Below are 16,352 nucleotides of genomic sequence, written 5' to 3' on the forward strand. Positions count from 1 at the left end.
CCGCGTCCGGTGAGTGCACATGAGTGCTTCCCGGCCAGGGCCGACAGATCCCGTTGAGGACCCAGAGGTCAGTCAGGCCATGGGTCAAACCCTGGTGGGAAGCACTCATCTACATCATCACTGTCAGGCCAGGCGGCGAGCCGTGTTCACCAGCTCGCCGACCCCCGCGATCCGGGTGACGACCTTGCTCCCGTCCATCAGATACCGGGGCGGCTTCCGGGCATGCCCCACGCCCCCGGGCGTGCCGGTCGCGATGACGTCGCCCGGCCGCAACGTGAGAATCTGCGACAGGTACGCGATCAGCTCACCCGGCGGGAACACCAGGCCGGCCGTGTCCGCCTGCTGCACGACCTCCCCGTCCACCTCACACTCCAAGGTCATCGCCCCGCTGATCTCGTCCGGCGTGACGAGGAAGGGCCCGAACGGCGTCGTCCCCTCGAACGTCTTCCCCTGCAGCCACTGCGCCGTACGGTTCTGGTAGTCCCTGGCCGTCACGTCGTTGAGCACCGAGTACCCGGCGATGGCCGCCTCGGCCTCCGCACGCGAGGCGCCGCGCACCTCCGCCCCGACGATCACGGCCAGCTCACCCTCCCAGTCCATGCAATCCGACACCGCGGGCAGCTCGATGTCGTCGTACGGCCCGATCAGCGCCTCGGCGAACTTCGCGAACACCGTCGGATACCGCGGCAACTCCCGTCCCATCTCCAGGATGTGGTCGCGGTAGTTGAGCCCGACACAGATGATCTTCCCCGGCACCGGAACCACGGGCGCCAGGTCGGCCGTGGACAGCGGATGCCGTGCCCCGTCCGCCGCGGCGGCCACCTCCCGCCAGCGCGGGTCGGCCAGCAACATCCCGACGTCGGGCGCCCCGACCTCAACGGCGTGCTCCCCGTCGATCCGGACGGCGGCCGTACGGCGCGGCAGTCGCAGCGTCGCGAGCTTCACGCGAGCTCCTCTCGATAGTGGTGCAGGCCCTCAAGAGGGCGTGTCGAAAAAACAGAACAATTCGAACCGGCCCACGCGCCTGAACCAACCGCGCCCCGGATGCAGCGGTGCTCAGGCAACAGCAGCCCCCAGGGGACTGGATGCCCGCCCCGACGGCCGGGGTGACACCCGGCAGACCGTCCGAACCGGTGCGGGCCGGCGCTCGCCACCCCCACCCACCTCACCCGTCCGCTGAACCGCCCGTTGAACCGTCGGATGGAGCGTCTCCCATGCAGCCGCGCCCTGAACCCAGGACGTACGGGCATCAAGTCGCCGACCTGCACCCAGGACAGGACAGATGCACGACAGCGACGTCCACGTACAACGTCTCATCGGGATTCATGCTGCCCAACGCTAGGGAGTAATTCCGCGTACTGCACTAGCGTTCTGCTGTGAAGAACAAGCCCGCGTACCCCCTGGGCTCGGTCGACAACGCGCTGCTTCTCCTCCACATGCTGCGTGACCAAGGACGTCTCAAGGTCACCGACGTCGCCAAGGAGCTCGGCATCGCCCGCTCGACCGCGCACCGCCTGCTGGCGATGCTGGTCTATCGCGACTTCGCCGTCCAGGACGAGCACCACACATACCTGCCTGGCCCCTTCCTCGGCCCGGCGGCGGGCGACGGCGGCGGCTCGTCCCTGCGCGAGCTGCGCGCGCATGTCCGGCCCGCCATGGAGGCCCTGTGCGCCCGCGTCCGGGAGACCGTGAACCTCATGGTCAGGATGGGCACCGAAGTACGCTTCCTGGACAGCATCGAGTCCCCGCAGATCCTGTACGTCGGCGACCGTCGCGGCACGATCCTGCCCGCCCACCGCGCCTCCGGCGGCAAGGTCCTGCTGTCCTCACTGCCCCGCGACCAACTCGCCGACCTCTACCAGGACCTGCCCGAGCAGGAACGCGCGTCCCTGCTCCGCGAACTCGACGAGATCCGCCCCCGCGGCTACGCCCTCAACCTCGACGGCACGGAACAGGGCGTCTCGGCGATCGGAGCGGCGCTACGCAACGGCCGCGGCACCCCCGTGGGAGCCCTGTCGATCTCGATCCCCTCGGCCCGCTACACCCCCGACCGCCTCCCGTCCCTCCTGACCGACCTCCGCCAATCCATCACCGAGGCCGAACCCCACCTCACCAACTTCCCCACCTGACCCGCCAGGAGCCCCGGCCAGCCGCCACAAGGCAACCGTCTATCGAGACGACGTGAGCAACAGCGGCTTGAGCTGCCGAAAAAACTCCACCGCATCCGCCAACGAATCCCTCCCCGGCGCCCCTTCGATGATGTTCACGGTAAGCAGCCGCTTGTAGTCAGACGTCCACCCGTAGACAAACGCAATGCTCTGATCCTGACCATTCTTCCGCCGAGCAGCGAAACCCGGCCCGAGACCACCAGGAAGATCGGTTCCAGCGGTGGATCGTCTTGTGTTCTCCAGATCCTCCGCATCATCCGGCGAGGGATCGAACACTTCGATCAGCAGACCTCGGTTGTGTTCCGCATCAGGCTTCTCGGTCACCGTGCATGACTCGAACTTGCGGCCCCCATCCATCTTCGTGCCGAATGCGCGGTATTCGTGGAGGCCGGTCGCGACCATGATGGAGTTGGCGGAGATCAAGTCGCATTCGTGTGGAGCGGCGGTGACGTTTCCGAGCAGTCTGGTATCCGGAGGCGGAACCGACGAGCATCCCACCAGAATGAGCGTCGTAAGGGCAATCGCTGGATTGACCTTCATGATCCACTTCCGGCGTGGTAGTCCGTGGCTTTATCGAAGCCGATCTCGATGGCCGCGTCCGGGCGGTCGAACACGCGGCCGGTCTCGTTGAGATGCAGCCACTCGTCGTAGGACTCCCGCTGGTCCGCGTTCATCTCGTCCCAAGGTTTGATCTCTCCATTGACCAGGAAGTGCCCGGCAGCCCCCGGCGAGAAGTCCTTGTGACGGTACGGGTGCGTCCTGGCCGGCACGGAACCGTCCCCGAACAAGCCGTGGCGCATCATGGTGGCCGCGGTCAGGTCCGAGAACATGTGCTTGGCGGCCCCCAGCGCATCGTCGGCGTTCAAGCGGGCCTGTTTCTCCCGGCCGGGCTTGATCTTGCCGAAGAGCTCTCCCTTGGCCGTGTCGACCAGCAGTCCGATGAACTTGCCTGGAGGGCCGGGGGCAAGTCCGACGACCGCCTCCGTCATCTCCCTGAACGCGGAGAAACGGGCGTCTTCCGCCTTCGCCTTCTCGATGCCGGAGATGTTGGCCGCATCGGTGATCATCCAGGTCGTCGCGCTGAGGCCGCGTGCCGCTCGGGCGAACTCCGCGCCTCCGCTCCGGCTCATCCGCTCCTCAAGGATGTCCTGCCGTGCGGCGTCCAGTTGCTGCCGCGTGGCGCCGGGGTGCGACTGGCGCCAGGCCGTGACATCGGCCTCGACCTCCGCTTCGATCTTGGCTGCCAGTTCGTCCAGCATCCGGGCGGCGTACAGGCCGTGCGCGGCGGTCACCTTCCGGAAGGCGTCGTCGTCCTCGAACGCCCAGGCCATGGCCTGCTTCATGTCCTTGGCGTTGAACTTGGCACCGTAGGGGTCGCCGCCGAGGAGGTTCTTGTCCGCATTGGCGCTCGTCTCTACGCCGGGCCTCTTGTCGGTGAACGACTGGGCGTCGCGGTGCACGTCGCCGATGTACTGGCTGAGGATGGTGCCGAGGTGGGGGCGGGTGGAGGGGAGGTTGGTCTGGACCTTGGGGTCGCTCCAGAAGCGGACCGCCCAGGAGGCGATCAGGGCGGACTTGTAGCCGCGTGACCCGCCCGGTGGCAGGTCGTGGTCGCGGAATTCCGTGGTGGCGGCCTGGATGGCCCAGCCGAGGTCGGCGTCGGCGTCGCCGAGCCAGGGGTGGGTGCGCATCAGGTAGGCGAGGGGTTTGCGGGCGGGGTCGGTGAAGAAGTCCTGGGCCACGGCGGGGTGGTGGGCCAGGGCGATCAGGGCGGCGCCCATGGGGCTGAGGTCGCCGGGGGAGATGTCTCTGGGGCCGGGGAGCGTCCAGGGGTCTCGGGGGAGGGACAGGTCGGGGGGATGGGCCAGGTCCTGGTCGTGCAGCTTGCGGACCAGGGTGAGCAGGAAGGTGTGGTCGAAGTCGCCGTCCTGGAGGAGTCTCTTGACGGCGAACGCGTCCTGCGGGTGGTCGATGTCCTCGATCAGGCGGTCGGCGTAGTCGGCGGCCAGGCGCGTCCGGCCGACGCCGTGGGAGGCGGTGCCGAGCAGGGTGCTGAGCATGGTGAGGAACCGGTCCTGGGTGGCCGTGTCGTAGAGGAGGGGGCGGTCGCCGGGAGGGAGATCGTAGGAGTATGCGCGGGCGATGAGCGATTTGAGGTCACGCGGTGGAATCAGGGTGAGAAAGGCCACGGCGAAGAACGGGTCGTTCTTGTGACGTTCGAGTTCGGCTACGGATTCTGCGTCGAGTGAATGGGATGCGATTTGTGCACGGAGTCGGGCGGCCAGTGCGGTGGCCGCGGTCGCGCCTTCGGAGGGGGATTTCGACAGCCATGGGGATTCGTCGGCCCAGAGGACGCCGTCTTCGCCGGGGCGCCGGTCTGGGGTGGCGAGGATGAGGTCGAGGCGGCCCTGGAGTGTGGGGATCTGGTCGTGCAGCTGGCGGCCGATGGTCGACAGCTGGGCCGGCCCCCACAGGGCTACGCCGAGGGTGGTGAGGGCTCGTTCGACTTGGAGGCCGATGTCGGGAAGTGTGCTGCTTGCTCGTTTCATGCCGTTGATGAGCTGGGTCATCAGGGCGGGGTCGATGCCCACGGGAGGGGTCATGAGGCGGGCTCGGACGGGTGCAGCGTGTCGAGCAGCCTCAGTGCCCGGGTGAACAGGTCCTTGAAGCCGTGGTCCCAGGTGCGCAGGTCGGCGGCGAGGCTGTCGCCGGCGGGGCCCTTGAGCGCGCCGCCGTCCACCAGGCGGATCAGGGCGGTCAGGTCGTTGGCGTGTTCGTCGCGCAGTCGTTCGATGTGACGCCGGGCGGCGGTTATTTCGTGCTGCGTCGCCATCATCACCCGATTTCGTTGCGCTTTGGGGGCGGGGGAGGGGTGGTCGATGGCATATTAGCCCGCCGTGTCGGCGCCGGTGAAATGGAAAAGGAGTCCTCGCGTGATTCGGCTCTGGGCTGATGAATTGGGCGAAGGTTTGTGATGATAAAGAGGGTAAACGCGTTATTTCGTTGTATTTGGTGGATGGGAGGGAGGGGGAAGCCTTGGGGTGGTGTCAGGCGAGGGGAGGTGAGCGCGCTGGGGGCGAGGCTGAGTGCGGGGGTGAGGGTGGCTGGCGGTGGCGGCGGGTGAGTGGACAAAGGGCTCAGGTGAGGGCGCGTGAGGGCCGAAAGACTGGACTGGGTGGCGGGTGGGGTGTCGCGTGGAAGGGCTGGTGGCGAGGCTGGGTGGGAGGTTGGTGAAGGCGCTCTTCAGGGGGAGGGCCCGCCGCCCGTTCAGCCACCAGGCCGCGGGTGTGGGGGGCGCGCGGTGCTGCTCCACGGGCTGGGGAGATGGGGGTGCCGGGGAGGCGGGTCCTCCAGGAGGAACGGACGCACGTAGGGTCCGCCGGGACGGGACGACCTAGCGATCATCTCCCGGAAGCGCGCTCCGCGCGGCGGCGACGAGGTCGGCGACGACGTCGGCCGTCAGTCCGATCCCGAACGTCCGGAATTTGATCAACGGGATGCCGAGCGCCAGCCCCACCAGAGGCGAATCCGTCCGGTCGAGGTCGGGCAGCCCCGGGGCCTGCCGGAGCCGTTCCCTCAGCACCCGGCCGCCCACCGGGTGCGCCAGCCACTCGCCCAGCGTGGACATCTCGCTCAGCTCGCCCACATATCCGTCGCCGGGCGTGCTCAGCTCCACGCGCAGCCGGATGTCCCGTGACGACGCGCCCACCTCGACGGTGAACGGTCCGGGGTCGATCCGCCAGCCGCCGCGCGTCACCGACCACCGCGCCAGGTCGCGCGGCCCGAGGGCGAGCCGTACGCGCTCGCTCGCCCCGGGGGCCAGGCCGACCTTGGCGAAAGCACGCAGCCCGTGGCGGGGCCGCGAGGGGTGTTCGGCCTCGAAGGCGACGTAGAGCTGGGCCACCTCCTGGCCGTGGCGGTCGCCGGTGTTGGTGACGGTGAAGGCGACGTCCCAGGTGTGGGGGCCGGTCTCGCGCACGTCCAGGTCGGAGTACTCGAACCGGGTGTAGGTCAGCCCGTGGCCGAAGGGGTAGGCGACCTCGGTGCCCAGCGTGTCGTGGTGCCGGTAGCCGACGTAGCGGCCCTCGCCGTACACGACATGGCCGTCGGAGCCGGGGAAGTGCAGGTGGGACGGTACGTCGGCGAGGCGCAGCGGGATCGTCTCGGTGAGCCGTCCGGACGGGCTGTGCGTGCCGAGCAGCAGGTCGGCCAGCGCCGCGCCGCCCGCCTGGCCGAGCAGCCAGCCCTCCAGGACGGCCGAGGCGAGGTGCCGCCACCCGGCCACCGACACGACCCCGCCGTTGGACAGCACGACGACCACCCGCGGGCACACCTCGGCCACCTGCCGCAGGAGCTCGACCTGGACGCCGGGCAGGTCGATCGAGGCGCGGTCGAAGCCCTCGGACTCGGCGGCCTCGGGCAGGCCGAGGAACACCACCGCCACCTCGGCCGCCGCCGCGCACTCCACCGCCTCCCGCGCCAGATCGGCGTCGGCCTCGCCGTCGAGCCGGTAGCCGGGGGCGAACGTCAGCCCCTCGACGGCATGGCCGAGCGCGTCGAGCGCGGTGTCCAGGCGGGTGGGCACCACGTGCGAGCTGCCGTGCCCCTGGTAGCGCGGGGTGCGGGCGAGCTCGCCCAGCACGGCCACGCGCAGGCCGGGGGCCAGCGGCAGCACGCCGTCGTTCTTCAGCAGCACGGCGGAGGCGCGGGCGGCCTCGCGGGCCAGCTCGTGGTGCTCGTCGACGTCCCAGCCGTCGTGCCGCTCGCGGCCGGCGACGCGTTCGGCGAGCCCGGCGACGCGGCCCGCCGCCAGGTCGAGCACGGACTCGGGCAGGCGGCCCGAGCGCACCGCGTCCTCGATCAGGCCGTCGGTGCCGGTGGGCGGCATCTCCAGGTCCAGGCCCGCTTCGAGGGCCGCCACCCGGTCGTTGACCGCGCCCCAGTCCGACATCACCAGGCCGTCGAAGCCCCATTCGTCGCGCAGCAGGGTGGTCAGCAGCCAGCGGTGCTGGGAGGCGTACACGCCGTTGACGCGGTTGTAGGAGCACATGATCGCGTACGGGCGGGCCTCCCGGACGATGTGCTCGAAGGCGGGCAGGTAGATCTCGCGCAGCGTGCGCTCGTCGACGTCCGCGCTGATCCGCATGCGGTCGGTCTCCTGGTTGTTGACCGCGAAGTGCTTGACGCAGGCCCCGACGCCGCGCGACTGGACGCCGGTGACCAGCGCCGACCCCATCACCCCGGTCAGGTACGGGTCCTCGGAGAAGTACTCGAAGTTGCGCCCGCACAGCGGCGACCGCTTGATGTTCACCCCCGGGCCCAGCACGACGTCCACCCCCAGCGCGGCGGCCTCCTTGGCCAGCGCCGCGCCCACCCGGCGGGCCAGCGCCGGGTCCCACGAGGAGCCGAGGGCCACGGCGGGCGGGAAGCACGTGGCGGGCTCGCTGCGGGTCAGCCCGAGCGCGTCGCCGGCGTCCGCGCGCTGGCGGCGGATGCCGTGCGGCCCGTCGGACAGCGTGATCGCGGGCACCGCGTCGCGGACGGCCGTGGTGTGCCAGGTGTCGCTCCCGGACGTGAGCGACGCCTTCTCTGCCGTGGTGAGGTCGGGGGGAAGAGCCATGGAACACCTCGTTATCTGGGCTGCAGTCCTAGTTGCTTGAGGAAGGTGATGACGGCGGCGTGCATGTCCACCTGGTCCGGGTCGAGCAGCCATTGCGTCTGCAGGCCGTCGACGAGCGCGATGAGCTGCTGGGCGACGGCGTCGGGATCGTGGTCGAGCGGCGGCGTGGCGCGTTCGAACAGGGCGCCGAGCAGCCACGCGGCCTGCCGGCGCAGCCTGCGGTAGCGCTGGACGAAATAGTCGTGGGCGGGATGACCGGGATCGGCGGCCTCGCCGGAGATCTTCACGTACAGCCCGACCAGGCCGGGCGTGCCCATGTTCCTGGCGACCTGCTCGACCGCGCGGTCGAGCAGTTCCTGCGGCGAGAGCCCGTCGTCGGGGCCGCCCATCAGCTCGCCGTCCACCTCGTCGCGGCGGCTGAGCACCTGGATGAGCAGGCTCTCCTTGCCGGGGAAGTGGTGCAGCAGCCCCGCGTGGGTCATGCCGGCGTGCGCGGCGATGTCGCGCAGCGACACCGCGTGGAAACCCGAGCGGGAGAACAGCTCTGTGGCGGAGTCGAGGATGCGGGCGCGCGTGCGCTCGCCCTTGCGCCCTCGGCGTGGCGTCGGTTCGGTCACCGGCCGGCCCTTTCTGGCGGTCTGGGGGCACGCGGGCTGCGCAAACGTGCCGGGGTACGGCGAGATCGGCCGTCCACCGGCTCGCCCAAGAATCTACCACGTGGTTAGTTTCGCGGCCCACCCCCGCGGCGGACCCTAGAGCCAGTCGCGGCGCTTGAAGACCATGTAGAGCACCATGCACACCGCCGCCATCAGCAGGATCGCGAACGGATAGCCGAACACCCAGTGGGTCTCGGGCATGAAGTCGAAGTTCATCCCGTAGATGGTGCCGACCAGCGTCGGGGCGAACAGGATGGCCGCCCACGCGGAGATCTTCTTGACCTCCTCGCCCTGCTGGATGCTGGCCTCCGTCATGCGGGCCATCTCCGCGTTCTGGGCCTGGGTCACCAGCGTCGAGTTGACCACCAGGATGTTCTGCAACATCTGGCGGAAGGCCGAGATGCGCTCGGTCACGGTGATCGCGTGGTCGGCGACGTCGCGCAGGTAGCTCTGCAGCTCGTCGTTGACGCCGTACTTGGCGGCGCCGGCGATGAAGCCGTGGATCATGCCCACCAGCGGCGCGGTGGCCCGCTGGAACTCGATCACCTCGCCGGACAGCTCGTAGACGCGCCGCGACACCGAGGGGTCGCCGCTGAAGACCTCGACCTCGATCTCCTCGATGTCCTTCTGCAGCCCGGCCACCACCGGCGCGTAGCCGTCGACCACGGCGTCGAGGATCGCGTACAGGACGGCCTGCGGGCCCTGGCGCAGCAGGTCGGGGTCGGACTCCATGCGCTTGCGCACGCCCTGCAGGTCGGGGGCCTCGGCGTGGCGCACGGTGATCACGAAGTTGGGGCCGACGAAGACGTGCAGCTCGCCGAAGGCCACCTCCTCCACGTCGTCGAGGTAGCGGGCGGCGCGCAGCACCACGAACAGCGTGTCGCCGTAGCGGTCGGCCTTGGCCCGCTGGGAGCCGACGATCGCGTCCTCCAGCGCCAGCTCGTGCAGCTCGAACTCCTCGGCGAGCTTGACCAGCTCCCACTCCTTCGGACGGTAGAGGCCGATCCAGGCCATGCTGTCCGGCATCTGCTTGAGGCGTTCGAAGGCGTCGGCGAGCGAGCCGGGGTTGTCGACCCGCTCGCCGTTCTGGTAGACGGCGTTGTCGATCACGGTGGGCCGGTAGGGGTGCTCCTCGGTGGCGCGCGGGTCCATCGAGTGCTCCGGCGCCTCCTCGCGGTTGTCGCCGCTGCGCCTGAACCCCTTCACCCTGGCCATGCACCCTCCGATCCGGTTGCCGTGCTGACTACTGCGAGGACACCAGGCTGTCGAGCTCCTGGGTCGCCCGGTCCCTGATGGTCTTGCGCCACATCGGCGTCCAGCCGAACAGCAGCCCCTGCGGCCTGCCGAGAGCCATTCTGGACCAGCGCCTGAAGTCGAACTCGTCGTGGTGGCGGACGATGAGGTCGTCCTCGAACCTGAACAGCGCGTCGATCTCGTTGACGACCGTGCGGCCGGTGGAGGAGAAGGTGTAGCTGGCCGTCCAGTGGGCCGAGCCGCTGAACTCGTCGGCCTGGACGTCGCGGTAGCCGGATCTCAGTCCGTCGCGCACGCCGAGCTGCAACCGCCACATCGCCATCACCCGGTCGCGGCCCTCGACCTCCTGGAAGATGGGGTCGCCGAAACTGATCTCGGGGTGGTAGCAGCGCTCCATGGCCGCGAAGTCCGCGCGGCCCAGAGCGTCGTAGAAGGCGCTGATGAGCGCCACGTGCCGATCGTTCACCTTGCTATCGAATCATGGCCGCACCATTGTCCCAGCACACCGCCCGCAGCCACTGCTCGCCGAGATCCAGGCGGGCGAGTGCGTCGAGCTGGTGCGCGTAGGGGTACGGGATCGTCGGGAAATCGCTGCCGAGCACCACCTTCCCCGAAAGCCCGAGATCACGCAGAACCGGGCGCAATCGGCTGGGAAACGGCATGCCGCGCTCGGAGAAGTCGGTGAAGGCCATGGTGGTGTCCAGCGCGACCCGCTCATGGCGGACGGCCAGCTCGAAGAACGGCTCGTACTCGGGCATGCCCAGATGCGCGATCACCGCCCGCAGCCGCGGATGGGCGGCCAGCACCGCGCCGATCGGCCCCGGCCCCACGTGGCCGCCGGGCACGGGCACCGAGCTGGCGTGCACGACCACGGGCACGCCGGACTCCGCCAGCAGCCCCCAGACCTCGTCCAGCTCGGGCGCGGCCGGGTCGAAGCCGCCGACCTGGAGGTGCACCTTGAAGATCTGGACGCCGTCCGCCAGCGCCGCGCGCACGTAGCCCGCGACGCCGGGCTCGGGGTAGAACGTCGCCGACGGCAGGCAGTCGGGGTTGCGGCGGGCGAAGTCGAGCGTCCAGGCGTTGAGGTCGCGCGCCATGTCCGGCCGGTGCGCGTACGCCAGGGCGGGGAAGCGCCGTAGGCCCATCTCGCGCAGCAGGGTCAGCCGCTCCTCGACCGGGCGTTCGTACTCGATCTTCCAGCCGGCGCCCATCAAGGGGCCGCCGTGGTTGAAGTGATGCCAGACCCGGCGTTCCATTCGTTCGGGCAGGAAGTGCACATGCAGGTCGATCAGGCCCGGCAGCCCGAGGTCGCGCCACCACGCCGGAACGTCCGCGTCAGAATGTAGTTCTGCGGCCACAACCGGGACTTTACCCGGCTAGTGTTTCTCCTCGATGGACATGCTCTGGGCCCACCTGATCAAGGTTCAGCCTGACCCCGACCCCTGGGTCGTGCTGGTCTCGGCTCTGGCCGCGCTCGCGGTCGTCGCGTTCCGCACCCCCTGGCAGGTGTCCAGGGGCCTGATCACGATCGCCCACGAGGGCGGCCACGCGGTCATGGCGCTGCTCACCCGGCGCAAGCTGGAAGGCATCCGGCTCCACTCCGACACCTCCGGCGTCACGCTGACCAGGGGCCGCCCCAACGGCCCCGGCATGGTGCTGACCGCGCTCGCCGGCTACCTGGCCCCCTCGCTGCTGGGGCTGGCCGCCGCCTGGCTCACCGAGCAGGGCCGCATCACGCTGCTGATCTGGAGCGTGCTGCTCTTCCTGGTGTGCATGCTGCTGCTGATCCGCAACCTCTACGGCGCGCTGATCCTGCTCGTCACCGGCGGCGCGGTGTTCGCCCTGTCCATGTACGCCCCCGCCCAGGTCCAGCAGATCGTGGCCATGGTCGCGACGTGGTTCCTGCTGTTCGGCGGTGTCCGGCCGATCGTCGAGCTGCAGCGCAAGCGGCGCAGGCGGCAGGCCAGAGACTCCGACGCCGACCAGCTCGCCCGGCTGACGTTCCTGCCCGGCGGCTTCTACGTCTTCTTCTTCCTGGTCGTGGCCGCCGTGTCGGTGGTGTTCGGCGCGTATCTGATGAACCCGTTGACCCCCTGAAAGCCGAAATTTCACATTAAACTCACCGGCAACAGGGGGGAGTGCCGTGTTGCCAGCCGAGGACGCGCCCGGCTACCGGGTGCTCGATCAGGCGGGCCAGGGCGGCTTCGCCGTCGTCTACCGCGCCTACCAGGAGCGCCTCGACCGGATCGTGGCGCTGAAGGTCCTGTCGGTCGACCGGGTCGACCAGCGGACCATGCGCCACTTCCAGCGCGAGCTCCGGCTCACCGGCCGCCTGACCGGCCATCCCAACGTCGTGACCGTCTTCGACACCGGCGTGACCCGCTCGGGCAAGCCGTACATCGCGATGGACTTCTTCGAGAACGGCTCGCTGCGCGACAAGGTCCGCAAGGAGGGGCCGCTCGGGGTGCCCGACGTGCTGCGCGCGGGCGTCAAGCTGGCCGGCGCGCTGGCCGCCGTGCACGAGGCCGGGGTGCTGCACGGCGACATCAAGCCGCAGAACATCCTCATCTCCCGCTACGGCGAGCCCGCCATCGCCGACTTCGGCGTCGCCAGGGTGGTGGACTCCGCGGAGATCTCGGCCACCTCCCAGGCGTTCACCCCGCTGCACGCCGCCCCGGAGGTGCTCACCGGGCAGCCGCACTCGGTCTCCGGCGACATCTACTCCCTGGGCTCGACGCTCTACCACCTGCTGGCCGGGCAGCCCGCCTTCCACAACCCGGCTGACCCGTCGATCGCGCCGCTGATGTACCGGGTGCTGAGCCTCGACCCGCCGCCGATCAACCGGCCGGACGTGCCGCCGGCGGTGTACGGGACGATCCTGCACGCGATGTCCAAGCAGCCCGAGCTGCGGCCGGGCTCGGCCAGGGAGCTGGCGCGGCGGTTGCAGGAGGTGCAGGCCGAGCTGGGGTTGTCGGTGACCGACCTGGTGGGCCAGGATCCGGGGCCGGGGCCGGCGACGTCCACCGTCCCGCGCCGCCCGCGCGGCGGCCCGCAGGCCCCGCCGCACCCCGGCGACTCCTCCCTCCCCGCCACCGGTAGCCGGCTCCCCCATCCCCACGCCCCCGCACCCGTCCCCCCTGCGCCAGGCCTGGCGGGGAACGCGAGTGGGGCAAGGCGGGACGCCCCCACGGCGGGGGGCATGGGCGGGGCTCGGCGGGAGGCCGTCACGACGCCGCCCACCGGGGGCGGGAGCCTCGGGAGGCGACTGCTGATCGGCGGCTCGGTCGCGGCCGTCGCGATCGGCGGCACCGGCCTGGCCGTCTACCTGTCGCTGCGCCCGCCCGCCGGTCCGGGCCCCGCCGATGGCCGCCCCGAGGCCGCGACCCCCGCGGCGACCGCCGCCACCACCCCGCCGCCGATCAGCAAGCGGGACGTCGCCGCGCTCGCCCCCCGCAGGCTCAAGGTCACCGCCGACCGCGGCGCCCTGGTGGAGCTGAGCTGGGCGCTCCCGGCCGACGCCCGCCGCTACCCGGTCGTCCTGCAACGCTCGCGGGCGGGCGGGGGCGACGTGACCGTCGTCGCCCTCGGCACGGGCGCCACCAGCGGCCGCGTCGCCGGGCTCGACCCGGACACCGGCTACTGCTTCCTGGTGGGCGTGCCGCTGCGCATCTCGGCGGCCACCACGGTGGCCTGGTCGAAGCCGGCCTGCGTCAGAGGGGCGCGCTCAGCCCAGTAGCTTGCGCGCCGCCTGCTCGATCTCCTCCTCCGACAGCAGCACGTGGTTGGCCGCGTCGCCCAGCGGGATGAAGCTGTCGGCCGAGGTCACCCTGGCCACCTGCCCCGTGAACCCGGCGTCGACCAGCTCGGCCGTCACGCCCTCGGACACGCCCCCGGAGTGGCGGGTCTCGTCGGCGATCAGCACCTTGCCGGTCAGCTCGGCCGCCCGCAGCAGGTCGTCCACCGGCAGCGGGGCCAGCCAGCGCAGGTCGAGGACGCGGCAGCCGTAGCCCTCCTGGGTGAGCCGGACCGCGGCGCGCAGGCTCATCCGCAGCCCGTTGCCGAACGTCACGATCGTCAGGTCACGGCCCTCGCCGTACGAGCGGGCCCGGCCGACGGGCACGTGCGTCTCGCGCCAGCGCCCCGGCGGCGTGTACGGCGCCAGCCAGCCGCCGTCGCCCTCCTCGAACAGGTCACGCGTGTGGTAGAGCGCGATCGGCTCCAGGAACACGCAGACCGACCCGGCCGTACGGGCGGCGGCCAGGCAGGTGCGCAACATGGCGGCGGCGTCGTCGGGACGCGCGGGCGAGGCGAGCACCAGGCCCGGGATGTCGCGCAGCGCGGCCACCGCGTTGTCGTTGTGGAAGTGGCCGCCGAAGCCCTTCTGGTAGGCGTAGCCCGCGACGCGGACGACCATGCCGTTGGTGTAGGCGCCGCGCGAGAAGAACGACAGGGTGGCGCCCTCGCCGCGGATCTGGTCGAGCGCGTTGTGCAGGTAGGCCAGGTATTGGATCTCCGGCACCGGGAGCTGGTTGGACACCGCCGAGCCGAGCGCGAGGCCGAGGATGGCCTGCTCGTCGAGGAGCGTGTCGAACACCCGCGAGCCGCCGAACCGCTTCTGCAGCCCCCGGGTGACGCCGTAGACGCCGCCCTTCCTGGCGACGTCCTCGCCGAAGACCGTCATCTCGGGGTAGACCACCAGCGCGTCGGCGAGCGTGCGGTTGATGGTCTGCGACAACGTCAGCGGCTTCTCCGTCTCGGGCAGCGTGCCGGCGAACGCCTTCTCCCTGATCGGGCCCTCGGCCGCGGTCGGGCTGATGTTGGCGATCAGGTCGGGACGGCGCGGCGCGATCGGCTCCATGACCTCCGCGGCCGAGCCGAGCCGCGGGGCGCGGGTGGTCTCCAGGGCGATGCGCAGGACGTGCTCGCGCGCCGACTCGTACGTCTTGAGCAGGTCCTCCGGGGTCTCCAGGCCGGCCTCCACCAGCAGCCGCGCGGTGCGGACGAGCGGGTCGCGCTCCATGTCGGCCCGCAGCTCCCGCTGGGTGCGGTAGGCCGACTCGACGTCGGACCCGGCGTGCCCCATCAGCCGCACGGTGGACAGGTGCAGGAACGCGGGGGAGCGGTTGGCGCGGACGTGCTGGACGGCGAGCGTGGCGGCGTCGTAGGCGTCGGCCAGGTCGCAGCCGTCGGCGGCGAAGTAGGCGATGCCCGGCCGCCGCGCCGCCGCCTCCACCCAGCCCTTGGGGGTGCGGACGCTGATGCCGATGCCGTTGTCCTCGCACACGAACAGGATGGGCAGCGGCTGCCCCTGGAAGGTGGCGTAGGAGGCGGTGTTGAGCCCGGTCAGGGCGCTGGCGTGGTTGATCGAGGCGTCGCCGAAGCTGCACACGGCGATGGCGTCGGGCGGCCAGGCCGACCGGTCGCCGAGCGCGGCGGCCCGTTCGATGGCGAAGGCCACGCCCACGGCGCGCGGCAGATGGCTGGCGATCGTCGAGGTCTGCGGGATGACGGCCAGGTGGGGGTGGCCGAAGACCTTGTGCCGGCCGCCCGCGATCGGCTCGTCGGCCGCCGCGGTGAGGCCCATCAGCACGTCGCGAAGGCCCTGCTCGGGCAGCCGGCCGGCCTGCTCGGACCTGGTCAGGTAGAAGGCGCCGGACCGGTAGTGGAGCAGCGCCGGGTCGCTCGCCCTGGCCGCGGCGGCGACCGCCGCGTTGCCCTCGTGGCCGGCCGACCCGATCGTGTAGAAGCCCTCGTTCTGCTCGCGGAGCCAGCGGGCGGCGATGTCGAGCAGGCGGCTGTCGAGCTGGCGCTGGAACAGGGTCCGGCACCGGTCGCCGGTGAGCGACGTGCCCTCGCGCACCGGGCCGCCGGGATCTCGGGCGGGGCCTGACTTCAGCGCCTCAACGGATTGGATGAAATGTGTCTCAACAGTGTCGCGCGCCACACCCTGATTATGTCCGTCATCGCCGCCGCCGTCTGCCGGAGTGCATGACAGATTGTGGTCCGGTCCGTTTGGCCCTGATCCATGACCGTTTGCAGAGGTCTACGGCGTTTCGTGGGTTTTCGTACGGCGGGAACGGCCGGCTGTCAGTTAGTGATTGTTAACGCTGGCCTCGATCGCGGCGCGGGCCATCGCGTGCAGCAGGGGGCGCATGTCGTGCGGGGGCAGCTCACCGGCGCTGTGGGGCGTCGAGTTGAGCAGGCCGAAGACCGCGTGCGTGGCCGCGCGCAGCCGGGCCGGCGGGCACGCCGGGTGCAGCTCGGCCAGCACGGTCACCCACTCCTCGACGTAGAGGCGCTGCAGCCGCCTGATCCTGCGCCGCTCCGGCTCGGGCACGTTGCCCAGCTCGCGGTCGTGCACGGTGATCAGCGCCGGCTGGTCGAGCGCGAACGTGATCTGCACGTTGAGCAGCGCGTCGAGCGTCTCGGCCGGGCCGTCCGAGGAGGTCGCCACCGCCACCGCCGACTCCCGCAGCCGGGAGCTGACGTCGAGCAGCATCTCGGCGAGCAGCGCCTCCTTGCCGCTGAAGTGCCGGTAGAGCGCGGGACCGGAGACGCCGACCGCGCCCCCGATGTCCTCGATGGAGACCCCGTGGAAACCGCGGGCGGCGAACAGCCGGGCGGCCGCCGCGAGGATCTCCATGCGCCTTCTGC

Annotated in this window: 14 protein-coding genes; 3 read left to right on the top strand and 11 right to left on the bottom strand. The window is 70.8% G+C overall.

The annotated features are described in order from the left end of the window. Nucleotides 1-123 precede the first annotated feature (123 nt). A complete protein-coding gene (locus AB0J46_RS31945; protein ID WP_364337905.1) occupies nucleotides 124-945 on the bottom strand; it encodes a fumarylacetoacetate hydrolase family protein in 822 nt (273 codons plus the stop codon). Between the two features lie 431 nt (nucleotides 946-1,376). On the opposite strand from AB0J46_RS31945, the gene AB0J46_RS31950 reads away from it, so the two are divergent. Next, nucleotides 1,377-2,129: an IclR family transcriptional regulator gene (locus tag AB0J46_RS31950; RefSeq protein WP_358285159.1), complete on the top strand. Its 753-nt coding sequence runs from the start codon at nucleotides 1,377-1,379 to the stop codon at nucleotides 2,127-2,129. 39 nt (nucleotides 2,130-2,168) lie between these two features. Here the strand turns inward: AB0J46_RS31950 and AB0J46_RS31955 are convergent, their stop codons facing one another. The 8 genes from AB0J46_RS31955 to AB0J46_RS31990 all read right to left on the bottom strand — a co-directional run bounded on the left by AB0J46_RS31955 (nucleotide 2,169) and on the right by AB0J46_RS31990 (nucleotide 11,056). Beyond that, complete coding sequence (locus AB0J46_RS31955) at nucleotides 2,169-2,708, bottom strand: hypothetical protein (protein ID WP_364337906.1); 540 nt, start codon at nucleotides 2,706-2,708, stop codon at nucleotides 2,169-2,171. Beyond that, nucleotides 2,705-4,771, bottom strand: coding sequence for a hypothetical protein (locus AB0J46_RS31960; protein WP_364337907.1), 2,067 nt, complete (start codon nucleotides 4,769-4,771; stop codon nucleotides 2,705-2,707). The genes AB0J46_RS31955 and AB0J46_RS31960 overlap by 4 nt, the downstream gene beginning before the upstream one ends. Then, nucleotides 4,768-5,004 (bottom strand): hypothetical protein, encoded by a 237-nt coding sequence (locus tag AB0J46_RS31965; RefSeq protein ID WP_352320310.1) that lies wholly within the window; start codon nucleotides 5,002-5,004, stop codon nucleotides 4,768-4,770. The genes AB0J46_RS31960 and AB0J46_RS31965 overlap by 4 nt, the downstream gene beginning before the upstream one ends. Before the next feature lie 558 nt (nucleotides 5,005-5,562). Then, a complete protein-coding gene (locus AB0J46_RS31970) occupies nucleotides 5,563-7,788 on the bottom strand; it encodes a glycoside hydrolase family 3 C-terminal domain-containing protein (RefSeq protein WP_364337908.1) in 2,226 nt (741 codons plus the stop codon). Between the two features lie 11 nt (nucleotides 7,789-7,799). Beyond that, nucleotides 7,800-8,405, bottom strand: a complete 606-nt coding sequence (locus AB0J46_RS31975; protein ID WP_364337909.1) for a TetR/AcrR family transcriptional regulator — start codon at nucleotides 8,403-8,405, stop codon at nucleotides 7,800-7,802. Between the two features lie 135 nt (nucleotides 8,406-8,540). Beyond that, complete coding sequence (locus AB0J46_RS31980; RefSeq protein ID WP_364337910.1) at nucleotides 8,541-9,659, bottom strand: magnesium and cobalt transport protein CorA; 1,119 nt, start codon at nucleotides 9,657-9,659, stop codon at nucleotides 8,541-8,543. A gap of 28 nt (nucleotides 9,660-9,687) precedes the next feature. Then, the gene (locus AB0J46_RS31985; RefSeq protein ID WP_352357058.1) at nucleotides 9,688-10,164 is read right to left on the bottom strand and encodes a nuclear transport factor 2 family protein; all 477 of its coding nucleotides are present in this window, start codon (nucleotides 10,162-10,164) and stop codon (nucleotides 9,688-9,690) included. A 4-nt stretch (nucleotides 10,165-10,168) separates the two neighbouring features. Next, on the bottom strand, nucleotides 10,169-11,056 hold the full coding sequence (locus AB0J46_RS31990; protein WP_364337912.1) for an amidohydrolase family protein: 888 nt from the start codon (nucleotides 11,054-11,056) through the stop codon (nucleotides 10,169-10,171). 34 nt (nucleotides 11,057-11,090) lie between these two features. On the opposite strand from AB0J46_RS31990, the gene AB0J46_RS31995 reads away from it, so the two are divergent. Then, nucleotides 11,091-11,795 carry a M50 family metallopeptidase gene (locus AB0J46_RS31995; RefSeq protein ID WP_358285179.1) on the top strand — a complete coding sequence of 235 codons (705 nt, stop codon included), beginning with the start codon at nucleotides 11,091-11,093 and terminating at the stop codon, nucleotides 11,793-11,795. Between the two features lie 46 nt (nucleotides 11,796-11,841). Continuing rightward, complete coding sequence (locus tag AB0J46_RS32000) at nucleotides 11,842-13,434, top strand: protein kinase (protein WP_364337913.1); 1,593 nt, start codon at nucleotides 11,842-11,844, stop codon at nucleotides 13,432-13,434. Here the strand turns inward: AB0J46_RS32000 and AB0J46_RS32005 are convergent. Beyond that, a complete protein-coding gene (locus AB0J46_RS32005; protein ID WP_364337914.1) occupies nucleotides 13,423-15,558 on the bottom strand; it encodes a thiamine pyrophosphate-dependent enzyme in 2,136 nt (711 codons plus the stop codon). The two genes, AB0J46_RS32000 and AB0J46_RS32005, sit on opposite strands and share 12 nt — an antisense overlap. 231 nt (nucleotides 15,559-15,789) lie before the next feature. After that, a complete protein-coding gene (locus AB0J46_RS32010; protein WP_364338117.1) occupies nucleotides 15,790-16,341 on the bottom strand; it encodes a TetR/AcrR family transcriptional regulator in 552 nt (183 codons plus the stop codon). Between the last annotated feature and the right edge of the window lie 11 nt (nucleotides 16,342-16,352).

The organism is Nonomuraea sp. NPDC049758 (assembly GCF_040674635.1).
In the GTDB taxonomy this organism is placed as follows: domain Bacteria; phylum Actinomycetota; class Actinomycetes; order Streptosporangiales; family Streptosporangiaceae; genus Nonomuraea.

Coding starts and splice junctions, on each gene's coding strand:
- AB0J46_RS31955 (WP_364337906.1), bottom strand. CDS start 2,708: ATGAAGGTCAATCCAGCGATTGCCCTTACGACGCTCATTCTGGTGGGA.
- AB0J46_RS31960 (WP_364337907.1), bottom strand. CDS start 4,771: ATGACCCCTCCCGTGGGCATCGACCCCGCCCTGATGACCCAGCTCATC.
- AB0J46_RS31965 (WP_352320310.1), bottom strand. CDS start 5,004: ATGATGGCGACGCAGCACGAAATAACCGCCGCCCGGCGTCACATCGAA.
- AB0J46_RS31970 (WP_364337908.1), bottom strand. CDS start 7,788: ATGGCTCTTCCCCCCGACCTCACCACGGCAGAGAAGGCGTCGCTCACG.
- AB0J46_RS31980 (WP_364337910.1), bottom strand. CDS start 9,659: ATGGCCAGGGTGAAGGGGTTCAGGCGCAGCGGCGACAACCGCGAGGAG.
- AB0J46_RS31995 (WP_358285179.1), top strand. CDS start 11,091: ATGGACATGCTCTGGGCCCACCTGATCAAGGTTCAGCCTGACCCCGAC.
- AB0J46_RS32010 (WP_364338117.1), bottom strand. CDS start 16,341: ATGGAGATCCTCGCGGCGGCCGCCCGGCTGTTCGCCGCCCGCGGTTTC.